Origin of the sequence: Fodinibius sediminis (genome assembly GCF_900182555.1) — a bacterium.
GTDB lineage: Bacteria > Bacteroidota > Rhodothermia > Balneolales > Balneolaceae > Fodinibius > Fodinibius sediminis.
In genome coordinates this window covers 33,480-48,188 of sequence record NZ_FXTH01000003.1, presented here as the reverse complement: position 1 = coordinate 48,188, position 14,709 = coordinate 33,480, and the positions used below count along the sequence as shown (strand labels likewise).

General features: G+C 51.7%; 13 protein-coding genes. 5 read left to right on the top strand and 8 right to left on the bottom strand.

What is annotated here, in order from left to right:
• The first annotated feature begins 9 nt into the window (after positions 1-9).
• A complete protein-coding gene (locus FN808_RS04045; RefSeq protein WP_142713277.1) occupies positions 10-1,404 on the top strand; it encodes a Gfo/Idh/MocA family protein in 1,395 nt (464 codons plus the stop codon).
• A gap of 62 nt (positions 1,405-1,466) precedes the next feature.
• Here FN808_RS04045 and FN808_RS04040 read toward each other — a convergent pair whose 3' ends face one another.
• The 8 genes from FN808_RS04040 to acsA all read right to left on the bottom strand — a co-directional run bounded on the left by FN808_RS04040 (position 1,467) and on the right by acsA (position 10,978).
• Positions 1,467-3,650, bottom strand: a complete 2,184-nt coding sequence (locus FN808_RS04040; protein WP_142713276.1) for a DUF5916 domain-containing protein — start codon at positions 3,648-3,650, stop codon at positions 1,467-1,469.
• A gap of 626 nt (positions 3,651-4,276) precedes the next feature.
• Positions 4,277-5,023 carry an SDR family oxidoreductase gene (locus FN808_RS04035; RefSeq protein WP_142713275.1) on the bottom strand — a complete coding sequence of 249 codons (747 nt, stop codon included), beginning with the start codon at positions 5,021-5,023 and terminating at the stop codon, positions 4,277-4,279.
• A 414-nt stretch (positions 5,024-5,437) separates the two neighbouring features.
• Entirely contained in the window at positions 5,438-5,680 is a 243-nt protein-coding gene (locus FN808_RS04030; RefSeq protein ID WP_142713274.1) for a hypothetical protein, read from the bottom strand.
• A 49-nt stretch (positions 5,681-5,729) separates the two neighbouring features.
• On the bottom strand, positions 5,730-5,984 hold the full coding sequence (locus FN808_RS04025; RefSeq protein ID WP_142713273.1) for an acyl carrier protein: 255 nt from the start codon (positions 5,982-5,984) through the stop codon (positions 5,730-5,732).
• Positions 5,981-7,204, bottom strand: a complete 1,224-nt coding sequence (locus tag FN808_RS04020) for a dihydrolipoamide acetyltransferase family protein (RefSeq protein ID WP_142713272.1) — start codon at positions 7,202-7,204, stop codon at positions 5,981-5,983. Before FN808_RS04020 ends, FN808_RS04025 begins: the two co-directional genes overlap by 4 nt.
• Positions 7,197-8,195: an alpha-ketoacid dehydrogenase subunit beta gene (locus FN808_RS04015; protein WP_142713271.1), complete on the bottom strand. Its 999-nt coding sequence runs from the start codon at positions 8,193-8,195 to the stop codon at positions 7,197-7,199. The genes FN808_RS04020 and FN808_RS04015 overlap by 8 nt, the downstream gene beginning before the upstream one ends.
• Positions 8,196-8,202: 7 nt before the next feature.
• Positions 8,203-9,219, bottom strand: coding sequence for a pyruvate dehydrogenase (acetyl-transferring) E1 component subunit alpha (pdhA, locus tag FN808_RS04010; protein WP_142713270.1), 1,017 nt, complete (start codon positions 9,217-9,219; stop codon positions 8,203-8,205).
• A gap of 16 nt (positions 9,220-9,235) precedes the next feature.
• The gene (gene acsA, locus FN808_RS04005; RefSeq protein ID WP_142713269.1) at positions 9,236-10,978 is read right to left on the bottom strand and encodes an acetate--CoA ligase; all 1,743 of its coding nucleotides are present in this window, start codon (positions 10,976-10,978) and stop codon (positions 9,236-9,238) included.
• A gap of 307 nt (positions 10,979-11,285) precedes the next feature.
• On the opposite strand from acsA, the gene FN808_RS04000 reads away from it, so the two are divergent.
• The 4 genes from FN808_RS04000 to FN808_RS03985 all read left to right on the top strand — a co-directional run bounded on the left by FN808_RS04000 (position 11,286) and on the right by FN808_RS03985 (position 14,545).
• Positions 11,286-11,669: a YybH family protein gene (locus FN808_RS04000; RefSeq protein WP_142713268.1), complete on the top strand. Its 384-nt coding sequence runs from the start codon at positions 11,286-11,288 to the stop codon at positions 11,667-11,669.
• Between the two features lie 79 nt (positions 11,670-11,748).
• Positions 11,749-12,318: a hypothetical protein gene (locus FN808_RS03995; protein ID WP_142713267.1), complete on the top strand. Its 570-nt coding sequence runs from the start codon at positions 11,749-11,751 to the stop codon at positions 12,316-12,318.
• Between the two features lie 6 nt (positions 12,319-12,324).
• On the top strand, positions 12,325-13,443 hold the full coding sequence (locus FN808_RS03990; protein ID WP_142713266.1) for a DUF3419 family protein: 1,119 nt from the start codon (positions 12,325-12,327) through the stop codon (positions 13,441-13,443).
• Positions 13,433-14,545, top strand: a complete 1,113-nt coding sequence (locus FN808_RS03985; RefSeq protein WP_142713265.1) for a GNAT family N-acetyltransferase — start codon at positions 13,433-13,435, stop codon at positions 14,543-14,545. The genes FN808_RS03990 and FN808_RS03985 overlap by 11 nt, the downstream gene beginning before the upstream one ends.
• The last annotated feature ends 164 nt before the right edge of the window (positions 14,546-14,709 follow it).

Genomic DNA, 14,709 nt, shown 5'->3' with positions numbered 1-14,709 from the left:
TAAGCAGAGATGCCATTAAAGAAACAACTCACCGAAACGTTACAGAATACAACTATGGATGTTAAACGCTCAACAGAGGACAAGATCAAAAATATTTCACGCCGTAAATTTCTGGGGAATTCGGCCGCACTCGTCGGGGGCGCCTTGCTCAGCCCCTTGTCCGGAAATAAAAGCGCCTACGGAAAGAGTAAAAAAGACAGGCTCAGCATTGCCTTGATTGGCAGTGGCTCAAGGGGGGCAGGCGCTACCGTTAATGCCCTGGAAGCTGACCCGCAGGTGGAGCTGGTGGCAATGGCTGATATCTTTGAGGATATGCTTGACAAGAGTTATGAAAACCTTATGCGGGTCGACACTATCAAGGATCGGGTGAACGTTCCAGACAAGCATAAATTTATTGGACTGGATGCTTATCAGAAAGCTATAGATCTGGCCGATATAGTTATTTTGGCAACCCCGCCTGCGTTTCGTCCTCAGCATTTTGAGGCGGCGATCAATGCGGGAAAGCATGTCTTTATGGAGAAACCGCTGGCCACGGATGCACCCGGGCTGCGAAAGATTCTTGCTACGGGTGAGTTGGCCGACCAGAAAGGATTGAATGTAGTTGTTGGCCTGCAGTACCGGTATTCACGTCGCTTTCAAAACCTGGTTGAAAAGCTGCAGACTGGCGAGATTGGGGATATCAGTTCCATGACCTGCAACTATCTGCTGGCCGGCATCAAACAGGTGGCCCGCAAGGAAGGAGATTCTGAGCTGGAGTACCAGTTGCGCAACTGGCGTCGCTTTGAATGGCTGTGGGGCGGTTCGCCCGCGGGCCTGACCATTCATTTTGAAGATATCGCACACTGGGCCAAAGGGTCATACCCGGTACGAGCATTTGGCACAGGCGGACGTATTGCACTGGAGGGACCTGAAGATGGAAATATCTATGATCATTATTATATAGATTATGAGTATGAAGATGGAAGTCACCTGCACAGTCGGACTCGCCATATGCCGGGATGCTGGACAAACCGAAGCCTTGACTTCCAGGGGAGTGAGGGGTCAGCCAGGCTATCGGCCCGGGAAGGAACCAAGATTGAGGATCTGGAGGGAAAGACGCGGTGGAGCTATGACGACTCTGGAGATCCCAATCCCTACCAGACGGAACATGAACACCTTATTCAGGCTGTAAGAACCGGCCGCCACGTAAATGATACGGAATGGGCCGCCAAGAGTACGATGACCAGCATCATGGGACGCATGGCGGTGCAGTCGGGCAAGCTGGTTGAATGGGAGGATGCACTCAATTCGGATCTGGTGTTGGTGCCGGATAACCTGACCTTTGATTCCGAGGCTCCCGTTCTTCCCAAGGATGATGGATCGTATCCCTATCCCATTCCGGGCGGCAAGATACGAGCTATATGATGGAACATTAATTCAGGCAGGAAGTAGCGGGGAGCTCCTGGCTGCCGTGATCGCCTTCTTGCCTACAGGTTCCACCAGTAGGTGAATTTGACCATCAGGGAGCGGGTTTTGACGGAGAATAATCCCGGCAGGTAGTTGTCAGTATAGACGATAAAAAGGTCGGAGGCCGGCTGAAAGCGCCACTGAAAGCGGCTGTTGATGTTCACGTTATCCAGCTGTTCGTTGTATTGGGTGAAGGTGGTGAAGTAGATGTTTTTGGTGAAGGTAATATCTAAGCGGGTTCCTATGAGCCAGAAGTCCGTTTGATTCCATGGTTTAGGCAGATTTAGATGATTATAGCTGGTGTGCGCCGAGATGTTGACATACGGCTGAAAACGATACCCCAGCTGGGTGGTGGCATAGAAACGCTCTCCATCCGCAAAGAAACCGCCCTTTTGGACGGAGAAACCGTAGGTATACAGGCTCTGGGGTTTGGAGGTAAATTCCAGCCCGAAATTTTTCCAATGGTGGCGGGTGCCTGCTTCCAGGAAATAACCAGAGGCATTGGTCGGATCAAAGGGATTAATGAGCTCCACAAACTGATTGGAAACCCAGCCGTTCAGGGTATTCCCATTTCTGAAATTGAGGTTATAGGTCAGCTTGTTTTCATAATCGGTATTTCGGAATGATTCGCTGAAATAGTAGGAGGTGCTTATCGTGGGGCCGTGACTTAAAATCGAAGTGGTACTGGGAAAAAACAGGTAGCCTACCTCCGGGTATGTCCGAATATATCCTTTCCTGGGGACATAACCGGTTTCAGCGGTAAAATCTTCCCCTACGTAGTCGTGAGCCCACGTTGCTTCCCAGTTTCCATCGGAGTACAACAGACTCGTGGAATGGCTAAAGGTACGTCCCGAGGTCTGAGAGGAAAAGGATTTAAGAAGAGTAAAATTACCGTTCCACAGATTATTTGCGGTGGCAAGATCATATTCAATGCCCACGTTTCTATTATAGCGGGGGGCGCCGGTGGTATTGTCCTCCGCCTGGTAAAGTTCCCCCAGGGATTCCTTGTTAACGAAGATCAGTCCAAGGTTAGAGCGGTCGGCTACCCGTCGCTTCAGGGCAAAAACAGAGAAATTCTGAGAGGGGATACGCTGAGCATCGACCCGCTCGGTCTGCATGTTCATCACCCCCAGCCGCCAGTTGCGGTTCAGTTGTCCGCTTAGGCGACCCCCAAAAATGATGGGGGCTTCCAAGCCAATCCTTCTGGAGAAGAAGGGCCGGATCGTCGGGGTACCGAAATTGGCAAAAAGATCTTCATTTTCCAGGAAGAACTGGCGCTTTTCCGGGAAAAAGAGTTCAAACCGTTCGGTGTCAATAATCTGCTCATCCACTTCCACCTGGGAGAAATCCGGGTTAACCGTCAGGTCCAGGTTTAATGAGGAGCTGATACCGATCTTCGCGTTTACCCCTGCTTCGCGGCGGTAAGAGGTGCTGCCCGATCCCTGATAATCATGGCTGGCTCCTCCCAGAACATGGGGAATCACTGAGATATTGGATCCGGCTGCCGGAGGGGGTTTGTCCCAGATCAGGTTTCCCGTATAGGCCAGCGAAGCCGAAGGAAACTGCCGGGGCACGGGTGCCCAGCCCGATTTTTCCTGGAAGGTCAGGTCGTACCGGCTGAAATTGATGCCCCACTTGGTGATATCTTCGTCATACCGGAGGGACTTAAAGGGGATGGCCGCCTCAAAAACCCAGCGGTCTTCATAATTTGCCACTTTCGAAACCCACTTGTTATCCCAGCTGAGATTCACGCTGCCGCCGTCGTACATGAGCCCGTCCCATTCGGCTCCTTCGGCATTGGCTCCAAAGGAAAAGCCGTTGGTTTGATCATCAAAGGGATCCATGAAAAGCAGGAAATTGTCATTGTTGCCAAAATTGAAGTCACGGCGAAGGGATTCAACCACATTGGGATCGGATTCGCCCTTGAAATTAATGGCGATCAGGTACAGATTCTTATCATCATAGGCCATACGGACATCGGTGCGCAGCGTGGCATCGCTGGTATCCATGGGGGTTATCATATGAAAATCCGTGGCTACTTCGGCCTGCTGCCAGGCGCGTTCATCCATTTTCCCATCGATGGTGATCGGGGAGTTGATTTCCCTGATATGCAGCTGATAGGAGTCGTTGACTTTTTGGGCATGCAGGGGTAAAAACTGGGTTAGAAGTAAAAGAACAGGAAAAGCCAATTTTAAAAAGGACATCTGCGAATAATAGTAGGTTTAAGCAGCATTTGTTAATGAACATAAAAAAGTACGATTTGGAAAATAAGCCTGTTTGCTTAAGAACCAATATAAATTAGTGTTCTTTCTGTGAGGCAAAGCCGGGGAGGCGAGACTAGTTTCAAAATTGGTAGAACAAATGAACCTCCTGAGCCTGATTGTCCTACAGTGGTTAAAATATTGGTCTACAGGAGGAATCAGGGTGATGCCATATTTTATTTTAGTTCCATAGACCAGTGGCTAACAATTGACAAGAGGCCCTGCGAATTCAGACCTCCATACGACACAGCCGAACAGGATGTAAAAACCTCGGCTGGTGTTAGTATTCGGAAATTGTTCTGACGAGAGCTCTTCGCCGTCTTTATTATCAGGCTAGTTCTGGTCCTTCTCTTTTCTTTGCTGCTGGGGAAATCACACCATCGGCTTCCATATAGCTTGTCGCTGCTGGCGGCCTGCACAACCACAACAGCAGCGGCTATATTCTTGCCCGTCTTGCTTAACCTGGTCGATAATGATCCCGGGGGCATCGCAACCGACCTCCGGGACATCTTAGCCATAATCATATATACTTCTACAACGACGGTCCTACTTTTTTCTACGCCCGTCAATCAGCGAACCGTGAACCCTCCATCCACTGCCAGCGTCTGACCGGTGATGAAAGAAGCCTTTTCGGAGCACAGCCAAACGGCCGCTTCTGCAACTTCTCCCGCTCTACCCAGCCTTCCCATCGGATGCTGGGCAATAAGCTGTTGACGATCCTCGGTATTTTCGCCGGCAAAACGGTCAATCATGGGGGTATGGATTGCGCCCGGGCATATGGCATTGACCCTGATTCCCTTGCCGGCATATTCAAGGGCCGCTGTTTTTGTCAGTCCGTTGATGCCATGCTTGCTGGAGGTATAGGCGGGGATGCCCGGAAAGCCTATCAAACCGGCAATAGAGGAAATATTGACAATGGCCCCTCCATACTGGATCATCTTTGGAATTTCATATTTCATGCAGAACCAGGTACCCCGGAGATTGATATCGATGACCCGGTTCCAGTTCTCAACAGAGCAGTCGGGCGTAAGGGCCTGTTCACCCTCAATGCCTGCATTGTTACAGGCAAAATCCAGTTGTCCAAAGCGACTGATGGTCTGTTCGATCATATCCCTGACCTGCTCCTCATTTGAAATATCGACTTGCAGGGCCATCCCTTTTTCTCCGAGCTTTTTAATCTGTTCCAGGGTCTCATTTGCACCATCGATGTCTGTGTCTGCTGCAACGATGACGGCTCCATGGACCGCGAATAGTTCCGCTGTTGCCCGACCGATCCCGGATGCTGCTCCTGTAATAACGGCTACTTTTCCTTTCATTGTTCTCTCTGTCTGTTGTTATTGCTCAAGGTTAATTATACTGTAAATATAAGAAGCACAGAAAAGTAACATTGACAGGAAAAACCTTATATAAACAATTATTCCTTTTGCATGCATATCTTTTATACTGCAGGAAGGAGGGGCTGGGGCAGCGAAAGGACAGTAATTTAAACTTTGGTTGGTTCGAATGAATAGTTGAGATTGGGACGCATGCCAGGGCATTGTTCATGGTGAACATGTTCAAAAAAGTAAATGCTATGCCGCAGCAATCCCAGGGAAGAATCTTGCGACCCCCATGAGCCGCCGCTACACGCCAGGTGGTGATGCCGATATTGATGTCCACCAGAAAGGTGCCCCCGATGGTTACCCCCCTGATGAAATTATGGAGAGCATTCCCGGTTAATATTAAATACGTTAGCGGCTGGCGGTATGAAGGCTCTGCCCTGCGGCAATGATGTCAGTGCAGGAACTGTTCGAGGAAAAAATAGAGAAACTTCCCAGGAACCCAATCATCACGGTGTCGTAATGGCCGATGGCGGTGAGAGTTTCGGGCAGTATATGGAAGAAGGCTCCTCCAATAAGGGACAACTGCAGTTTGACCAGTGTTGCCTCATCCAGCAGCAGGGCGAATCCTCCAACCAGTGCTGTCGCACGCATCAGCACTCCACCAATAATGATCCAGTATAAGGGTGCCCCTTCAGGCTGCTCAGGAATCCATGGGCCGGTTAACCGATCGCTCTAAAAAAGTGGTGATACTTTTCAAACTCCTCAGCTGTCCGTATTCCTCTTCCGGGACTTCCACCCCGAACTCTTCGCTGAGAGCCACCATCATAGTGTAAAAGTCCATGGAGTCGATATCCAGTGCATTCCCAAGATCATCTTCAGGTCGCAGCTGGTCCAGGTTTGCTTCTGGGGCCACGCGGTGCAGGTGTTTTTTTATCACGGCCTCGGTATCATTCATAATGCCTCCGGGTGCTGTAGCTGTTCATTGAGTTTTTCCAGGAACCGCGAACCCGTGTGTCCATCGCTGGCACGGTGGTCGCCGGCAAGGACTACGGAGAGGGTGGGGCGTATGCCGATGGCGCCGTCAACGGTCTGCGGGCGTTTGGCGATCTTTCCAAATCCCACCAGGGCCACCTGCGGGGGATAGATGACTCCATAAACCTTGTCAGCGCCCCGTTCGCCGAGGCTGGTGACAGTAATTGTGGCACTGCTTATCTCGCGGCTGCGGAGGTGACCTTCACGGGCGCGCATCACCATGTCGACAAAAGCACTGCGCGTTTCCTCCAGTGATTTCAAATCGGCATTCAGGATCGCGGGAATGACAAGCCCCCCCTGTCGCAGCGCAATGGCGAAGCCAATGTGAATACCTTCTTCTACATGCATGGCTTCATCCGTCCAGAAGCCGTTAAGCGCTGGAAGTTCTGTGAGCACATTGGCCACTGCTTTGATAAGCAGCATCGGGGGTAGCAGACGGTCACTGACCGCCCGTTCTTTGTTTTGTTCATTCAGCCAGTCAAGGGGGACTTTCATATCTATTTCTGTTTCCAGGTAATAATGGGGGATTTCACGGTTCGAGCGGCTCATGGCTGCAGCAATGGCCTGGCGCATCCCCCCGGTCCCGGCTGCCGACAGATGCTCGGCCATATCCAGCTCTTTCTCGAAGGTTTCATCAGCCGCCTTTTGCTTCGCAAACGCTTCCACATCCTTCTTGTGTATGGTTCCCTCCGCCCCTGATCCTTTGACTTTACTAAGATCAACCTGCAGGTCTTCGGCAACCCGCCTGGCCAGCGGGGAGGCCTTGACCCGGTGCAGCGGTACTTCCCGGGAGGCTGTTTCAGGCTGTTCCGGGGGCGTTGCTGCTTTCTCCCGTTTCTTCCGGGGCTCCTTTTTTTCAGGTTCTTCTGGAGGACTGGCAAGCTTGGCTTTGGCTTTCTCCCCCTCGTCCTCGCCGTCAATTACTGCCATTACGGAGCCTACGGGGATCACTTCCCCCTCTTCAGAGACCAGTTCTGTAACCACGCCGTCTTCAAACACTTCTATATCAATCAGGCCCTTCTCGGTATCAATTTCCCCAATGATATCGCCGCGTTTAACGGTATCACCCGGCTTGACCAGCCATTGAATGAGCCGGGCTTCGATCATTTGTGAGCCCAGGCTCGGCATGATAAATTTACCCATGGATTCCTCCCATTTTCTGGATGGTTTCGATAATTTGCTGAGGCTGCGGTAGCGACGCCTGCTCGAGATGACGGGCATAGGGAGCGGGAACTTCTGCACCGCAAACCCGCTCCACGGGACAATCCAGGTCATAGAAAAGTGATTCCGTGATGCGGGCACTCAGCTCGGCCGAGATCCCCCCGCTTTTCCAGCCTTCGTCTACAATGACCGCCCGGTGGGTTTTGCGCACGGAAGCGAAAACAGTTTCATTATCGAGCGGACGCAGTACGCGCAGATCTACAACTTCGGCTTCTATGCCTTGTTTCGACAGCTGCTCGGCTGCCTTCAGTGATTTGTGGAGTCCTATCCCATATGTCAGGATGCTCACATCACTGCCGGCACGTCTGACCCTCGCGGTTGAAATATCCACCGTATGCCCGTTCCCGGAATATGCGTCCTCGTAGTTATAGAGCGTGCTGTTTTCAAAGATCAAGACCGGGTCTGGGTCCTCGAGAGCCGGCCAGAGCATCCCGCGTGCATCTTCAACGGTAGCAGGGGTCAGGATCTTGAGCCCGGGAATGTGGGCATACCAGTTTTCCAGGCTTCGGGAATGCTGCGCCGCCAGTTGTTTGCCGCCCCCCGTGGCCATGCGAATGACGACGGGAACATTGAATTGTCCGCCGGACATGTAATACAGAACGGCAGCCGTATTGATAATCTGGTCGGCTGCAAGCAAGCTGAAATTTACCGTCATAATCTCAACAATGGGACGCATGCCGGCCGCGGCGGCCCCGATTCCGCAACCCGTAAATCCTGATTCGGACAACGGGGTATCCACCACGCGATCTTCGCCAAACTCCTGCAGCATCCCCTCGCTTACATTGAAGCAGCCGCCATACCGCCCCACATCCTCTCCCATTAGAAATACGCGGTCATCTTTCTGCATCGCCTCTCGCATTGCCTCGCGGACGGCCTGCCGGTACGTCATGTGCTGTTGGGCTGCTTTATTCATTAGTCGCTCAATTTTTTGAATTACTGTAAACGAATTGCGAGAGGTTTTCTATAGGCTCATCCGTACCTTCCTCCGCAAACTGAACCGCCTGAGCTACCTCTCCGGCCACCTCGCGGTTGATATGCTGCAGTTCCTCATCTGTAAGCAGCTGCTCTTTTTTCAGCTTCTCGGCGAAAGTGGTAATGGGATCTTTTTTCTTCCACTCCTGCACTTCCTCTTTACTGCGGTAACGTTCCGGGTCGAACATGGAATGGGCCCGATACCGATAGGTCCGGCACTCCAGGAAATAGGGCTGCTGGTTGTCACGGGCGTAGGCTACCGCCTTCCGGGCTTCCTGCAGCACGGCCAGTACATCCATTCCGTTCACGCTGGAGGCCTTCATTTTGTAGGACCGGGCCTTGGTAACGAGATCGGTCTCCGACTCGGCCAGTTCAAACGGCATGCCCATCGAATAGAGGTTATTTTCGCAGACGAACAGCACCGGCAGCTTCCAGAGTGCGGCCAGGTTCATGGATTCGTGAAATTCACCTTCATCTACGGCTCCTTCACCGAAAAAGCAGCAGGCTATGGCCTCCTTCTGCTGTCTTTTATAAGCCAGTGCCACTCCGGTTGCCATGGGAAGGCCATTGGCTACGATGGCAGACCCTCCGAAGAAATTCGTTTCCTTGTCATACAAATGCATGGAGCCGCCCCGTCCCCCGCTGCATCCTTCCAGCTTGCCGTACATTTCAGCCATGATGCGCTCCATCGATACACCGCGGACCAGCGCATGCCCGTGTTCCCGGTATGTAGCCACAATGCTGTCTTCTTTCTGCAGGTTCTCAATAACACCCACTGCCACGGCTTCCTCACCATCATAAAGGTGCAGAAAGCCCCGGATTTTCTCCTGGGTATAGAGCTCGTAGGCTTTTTCCTCCATTTGGCGGATACGAATCATCTGGTGAAGCAGGTGCCTTTTTTGCTCCTTTTCCCTGCTTTTCCGGGATGACTTTTTTTTAGCAGGCGTTTTCTTCTTGGTTGCCATGATGCTCCATTTAGGTTCATTCGGGATGCCGGTTGATTTTTTTCTCCTCCTGGTCCCTCAGCAGCCGCCGCATAATTTTGCCGCTTCGCGTTTTGGGGAGTTCATCAATAAATTCAATCTCTTTGGGGGCCACGGCCGGACCCAGCTGTTTGCGTGCAAATCCTTTTATTTGTAATTCAAGGTCATCACTGGCGCTGCTGTTGTCTTTAAGGATAATGTATGCCTTGACTATTTCCCCCATGATGTGATCGGGTTTCCCGATCACAGCGGCTTCCGCCACGGCCGGGTGCTCCATTAATGCGCTTTCCACTTCAAACGGTCCTACCATGTGTCCCGCGGTTTTAATAATGTCGTCGGCACGTCCCACAAACCAGAAGTAACCGTCCTCGTCGCGGCTGGCCAGGTCGCCGGTCAGGTACCAGTCGCCAATAAAGCTTTTCCGGTAGCGTGCTTCTTCCCCCAGGTAGCCCCGGAACATCGAGGGCCAGCCCTTTTTCAGTGCCAGCTGACCGGATTTCCCGGGGGTCTCAACAAAGCTGACACTTGAGTTTGAATCATCTACATCTACGACAGCCGCTTCCACGCCCGGCAGGGGTCTGCCCATGGATCCCGGTTTGACCGGCATGGCGGGATAGTTGGCAATCATGATGCCGCCGGTCTCCGTCTGCCACCAGTTGTCGAGGATGGGGAGCCCCAGGGTTTTTTGTGCCCAGCGCACGGCTTCAGGGTTCAGGGGTTCCCCCACGCTGTGAATAAGGCGCAGGGCATGCAGATCGTATTCCGAGCGCACATCGATAGACATGCGCATAAGGCGGCGGATGGCTGTTGGTGCCGTATACCAGACGGTAACCTGCTGTTCCTCCAGGGTTTTATACCATAGACGGGCATCAAATTCTGCTTCCACAACAAGGTTCGTGATCCCATGCATAAGGGGTGATAAAATGCCATAGGAGGTGCCCGTTACCCAGCCGGGATCGGCCGTACACCAGAATATGTCCTCCGGGTGGAAATCAAGTACATATTTTCCGGTGATATAGTGCATCTCCGCAGCTTTGTGTACATGCACTACTCCCTTCGGCATGCCGGTGGTCCCGCTGGTAAAGTGGAGGAGGGCCCTGTCTTCCGGACCTGTAGATGCAATTTGAAATGCTGTGCCTGCTTTATTGAGCAGTTGTGGATAGGATCTGATAACCTCGTTGCGGTCGCTGTCCATATCAACGACCAGAACATGGTCGAGATCAGGAAGAAGGTTGAGCAGCCCTTTCACCTTCTTGTCAAAAAGCTCCTGCGTAGTAATAAGTACACTGGCTTTTCCCCTGCTCAGTCGCTGGTAGATGGGGTCGGGACCATAGATCGAAAACAGTGGGGAATAAATGGCCCCGTATTTCAGTGTTCCCAGCGCGGCAACGTACAATTCGGGTATGCGTCCCAGGAGCGTGCAGACCACTGCTCCCCTCGGCGTGCCGAGATGGTCAAGGATATTTGCAAAACGGCTGCTTTCTTCGCTGAGATTTTCGTAGGTAAAATCTTGTACTGTTCCATCCGTTCCCAGCCACCGCAGGGCCAGTTTGTCTCGCAGTGCACTTCCGGCATGACGGTCCACCGCCTCATAGGCTATATTCAGTCCCTTTCCGCCGGGCAGCCCTGACAGTTCATGCTGCACCTGTTTCCACTGAAAGGTGGCTGCCATCTCCTCATAATCCCGGAGATTGGGTGTGACTGCCTGAATGGTGTTGATTGAACCTTCGCGTTTACGCATGACGGTACCTTTATCTTGCATGAGGCTAAAGTATATCCAACAGGGATGAGCCTGGGAAAGAGGAAAACGATTGTTTGACTGTAGATGGATCTCTTACACAGAAGTCATAAAAGCATGGCGTAGTACCCGGCACTACACACAAGCCATCCATTCTCTTATAGAAAGGTATCCCATATTTTATGATCATATAGCGGTGCGACTGTGCGAAAACAGGAAAGAGAAGGTGTAGTGAGTGAAAGCCGGAACCACGGAAAACCAAATGAACCTTGATATGCTACTATAGCAGCTAACGAAGAGGGAGACAGTTATGAAAACACATGTCAAAGAAATTGAGCGTCTTGTTGAGCACCTTAGTGAGGACTGGATAGACGGTAAGCTGGAAGCAATGGAGCCCTATTTCCATCAGCGCGCGGTTATGGTGGAACCTGGCACCGGCAACCGCATAACGGGGGCAGATGCCGTGATAGAGCGGTACCGGGACTTTATTGAAGAAGCGGACATTTCCAGCTTTAAAATTACGGAGATGTTTGTAGACTTCTTTGAAACGACGGCGGTTGCCTTTTTCACCTATCGCATCAAGTACCAGGTGGAAAGCACGAACTACGACGAAACCAATGCTGAAATTTTAGTATTCCGCCAGCATGAGGAGGAATGGCAAATTGTCTGGCGAACCCAGCTTCTTGGTCAATAGGGCCGGCTGTATTTATTGTTACCTCCTTGCAGGAAGAGAGTACTCGATTCAGAAATTTTTTAGATTAGGAGGTTAAAATGTGAGACTTTCAATCAGTACATCCATTGTTGTTGTCGTAATGCTGCTGGCTCCATTGAAGAATGCCGCATGGGCGCAGCAGGAAGACGTAAAGGCGGGCGACCGTATCCGGGTAACGTACAAGGATATTACCATCCACCGGTTGAGTGGGCTGCTGCAGGAGGTTTCCGGTGACAGCCTGTACCTGGCACAGCCGGATTCCATCGTGGCTTTTTCCCTCTCTTCCGTTCGAAAGCTGGAAATAAGCACAGGAAAAAAAAGGAGGGGGCTCAGGGGAATGATGATTGGAGGAGCCGGAGGCGGATTGTTTTTGGGGCTGTATTTCATGCTTGCAGATGAAAGTTGTGATCCGGATGATACCTGGTGTATGGATTTATTCAGTCCGGGTGAATCTTTCATACTGGGACTGGTAACAGGCAGTGTATTGGGAGCAGTGACAGGCGGTGTAATCGGGCATCTGACAAAAACAGATAAGTGGAAGCAGATCTCTATCAAGCCGGTCTCTGTGGGTTATGGCCAGGGAAGGGCCTATGCCCTTACAATGAGTGTCAATCTCTTTAATTCGAGGTAACGGTTCATGGTGAAACGGTCATATCTGTACGATTTTGGTATCTCCCAGGATGATCCGCAGACCGAGTTGCGGGTATTGGACCTTGTACCGGGCGATCGCCTTTTGTGCATTGCAAGCGGAGGAGAGGTGCCGCTGGAACTGCTGGTCAACAGTCCCAGCTCTGTTACCATTGACGCCGTCGATATAGCGGAACCCCAGCTTTTTCTTTCAAATCTAAAGCTCAATGCAGCCATAGAGCTGGATGGCCATGATGCCGCCCGGTTTTTGGGGTACCTCCGCGCCGATAATTCCCGTCGGGAAATTTGGTTTGAGCAGATTCGAAAGCGGTTGCCCGATCGGGAGGTGCATTTCTGGGAGCAGCATTCCGCCGTTTTTGACAGGGGGCCCGTTCATCTTGGCCGGTTTGAGACTTATATCGCCCGTTTTGCGCCGCTTGGGCGGTGGCTGCTGGGAAGCCGGCGCGACATAAGGGGATTATTTGAAACCAGGACAATCGAGGATCAAAAAGAATATTTCGACCGTAAATTTAGGGTCGGCCTCCTAAAGAAACTTTTCCGCATTATGTTCAGCAAGCGCCTGTATAAGAGCCATGGTATCGCCGAGCAGGGCCTGATCCATATGGACGAACAGGAGCAGGATATCAGCCGGATATTTTACCATCGATTTCGGAGATTCTGTACCAATACCCCGGTGCGTGAGAATTGGCTTCTGCAGTTTGTGCTGTTCGACCGGGTCTTATTCGAGGAAGCGCTGCCTTCGTACCTGGGGGAGGCCGGCCGGAAACGGCTTTGCCTTGAAAAGGATCGCCTGCGGTTTTCCAATAAATCGTATACCGATATGATTAGCCATCACTCTTCCCGGACCTACAACAAGTTTGCCCTTTCAAATGTTAGCGACTGGCTCTCCACCGATGCTTTTAGCGGGCTCTTGCGTCTTATCGCGGAGAAGACGGGAGCAGGGGCCCGCGGACTGATCCGGTATATCCATTCCGCCGATACGGAAGACCCGAGGCTGCAGGGTCGCATCAAATTTGACCGGGTATGGGGCGAGGAACTGCTTTGCAGGGATCGTTTCCCCTTCTATAACCTGATTCCCTTCGAAGTCCGGGGCAAGAATGATGAGTAATTCCGGGCACAGTGATTATGAAATGCGGATCCTGGATGAAAGGTGGAATGGGAAGCTGCTGCAGTTGAACCGCCGGTCACCGGTCAGGACGGGCAAACTCCGAATTCATTTCGACCGCTCGCCGGATGTTTTTACCATTCCCAGGCTGACTTCCTACCGGAATCGGTGCCTCGGCCTCTTCAGGCACGACCGGCTGGTGGGATACGTCATGGCATCATACCAGAAACGATATATCAATGGATGTCTTTCTGAAGTTATATACCTGGGGAACATGCATGTCACGGAAAAGGGGGGAGGACGGGTGTTTCTGAAAAAGATCGCCGACCGATTTACCCGTACTGTATCAGGCCAAACAGGGGTAAAGTATCTCTACGCCTACGTGGCCAGCCAGAATCGCCCGGCCATGAAGCTGGTGGAACTCGGGCAGCTCAACTCGATGGTGATAGGACAGATCTCCATGGCCATGATTATGTTGTGCAAGCCTGTCGGGGTGAGTGGGTTGTATTCCATTAGGCCGGCGACAATGAGTGATGTTGACGTGATTGTTGAGCTGCTCCGGAAGGAATACGCCCGTCGATTCCTGGCTCCTGAAATGTGCCGGGAGGTCTTTTTACAGAATCTGGCCAGGCGTCCCGCTTTCGATATAAGCAATTACCTTCTGGCCGAATCCGCTGGCAGGGTTGTCGGGGTATGTTCCGTGTGGGATATGACTAGCTTCAAGAAGAATAGAGTGTTAACATATGGGCTAAAACTCGGGCTTGCTCGGAAGATCTACAATTGCACGGCACCGCTGGTTGGCAATGCGGCCCTTCCGAAGGCCGGAACCCCCTTCAGGGACGTCACGGTAGCTGAATATGCGGTTCAGGATGGTGATCCAGGTATATTGAAAACTATGCTGCAATACCTGTACAGGCAGTATCGCAGGAAGGGATACCACTTTATCATTATAGGTTTCAGTGAGGGTGATCCCTTGAATGAAGCCACAGCTCCATTCATCAGGAGGAAGATGCGATCGAATGTGATTTTGGGGGCCTCTGACCCGGCTTGCATGGATCGGGTCCATCGGCCCTTGCAGTTGTATGCGGATGCTGTACAAATCTAACACGGGAACTAAGCCGGGTGGATACCGGTTCCGGTTCAACATAACAGGGGCGCATTGTGTCATCATATTACACTGATTTGGGCATTTCCCTGTCACGAACAGGGTTCGAAAATTGGTATCCTGCTACAAGTTGCTTACTAATATAAATCAACAATGATCAGGAA

What these genes read in the sequence shown, in the direction of transcription:
- FN808_RS04015 (WP_142713271.1), bottom strand. Translation starts at nt 8,195, where the DNA reads ATGAATAAAGCAGCCCAACAGCACATGACGTACCGGCAGGCCGTCCGC.
- pdhA (WP_142713270.1), bottom strand. Translation starts at nt 9,219, where the DNA reads ATGGCAACCAAGAAGAAAACGCCTGCTAAAAAAAAGTCATCCCGGAAA.
- FN808_RS04020 (WP_142713272.1), bottom strand. Translation starts at nt 7,204, where the DNA reads ATGGGTAAATTTATCATGCCGAGCCTGGGCTCACAAATGATCGAAGCC.
- FN808_RS04000 (WP_142713268.1), top strand. Translation starts at nt 11,286, where the DNA reads ATGAAAACACATGTCAAAGAAATTGAGCGTCTTGTTGAGCACCTTAGT.
- FN808_RS04045 (WP_142713277.1), top strand. Translation starts at nt 10, where the DNA reads ATGCCATTAAAGAAACAACTCACCGAAACGTTACAGAATACAACTATG.
- FN808_RS04035 (WP_142713275.1), bottom strand. Translation starts at nt 5,023, where the DNA reads ATGAAAGGAAAAGTAGCCGTTATTACAGGAGCAGCATCCGGGATCGGT.
- FN808_RS04025 (WP_142713273.1), bottom strand. Translation starts at nt 5,984, where the DNA reads ATGAATGATACCGAGGCCGTGATAAAAAAACACCTGCACCGCGTGGCC.
- FN808_RS04040 (WP_142713276.1), bottom strand. Translation starts at nt 3,650, where the DNA reads ATGTCCTTTTTAAAATTGGCTTTTCCTGTTCTTTTACTTCTAACCCAG.
- FN808_RS03985 (WP_142713265.1), top strand. Translation starts at nt 13,433, where the DNA reads ATGATGAGTAATTCCGGGCACAGTGATTATGAAATGCGGATCCTGGAT.
- acsA (WP_142713269.1), bottom strand. Translation starts at nt 10,978, where the DNA reads ATGCGTAAACGCGAAGGTTCAATCAACACCATTCAGGCAGTCACACCC.
- FN808_RS03990 (WP_142713266.1), top strand. Translation starts at nt 12,325, where the DNA reads ATGGTGAAACGGTCATATCTGTACGATTTTGGTATCTCCCAGGATGAT.
- FN808_RS04030 (WP_142713274.1), bottom strand. Translation starts at nt 5,680, where the DNA reads ATGCGTGCGACAGCACTGGTTGGAGGATTCGCCCTGCTGCTGGATGAG.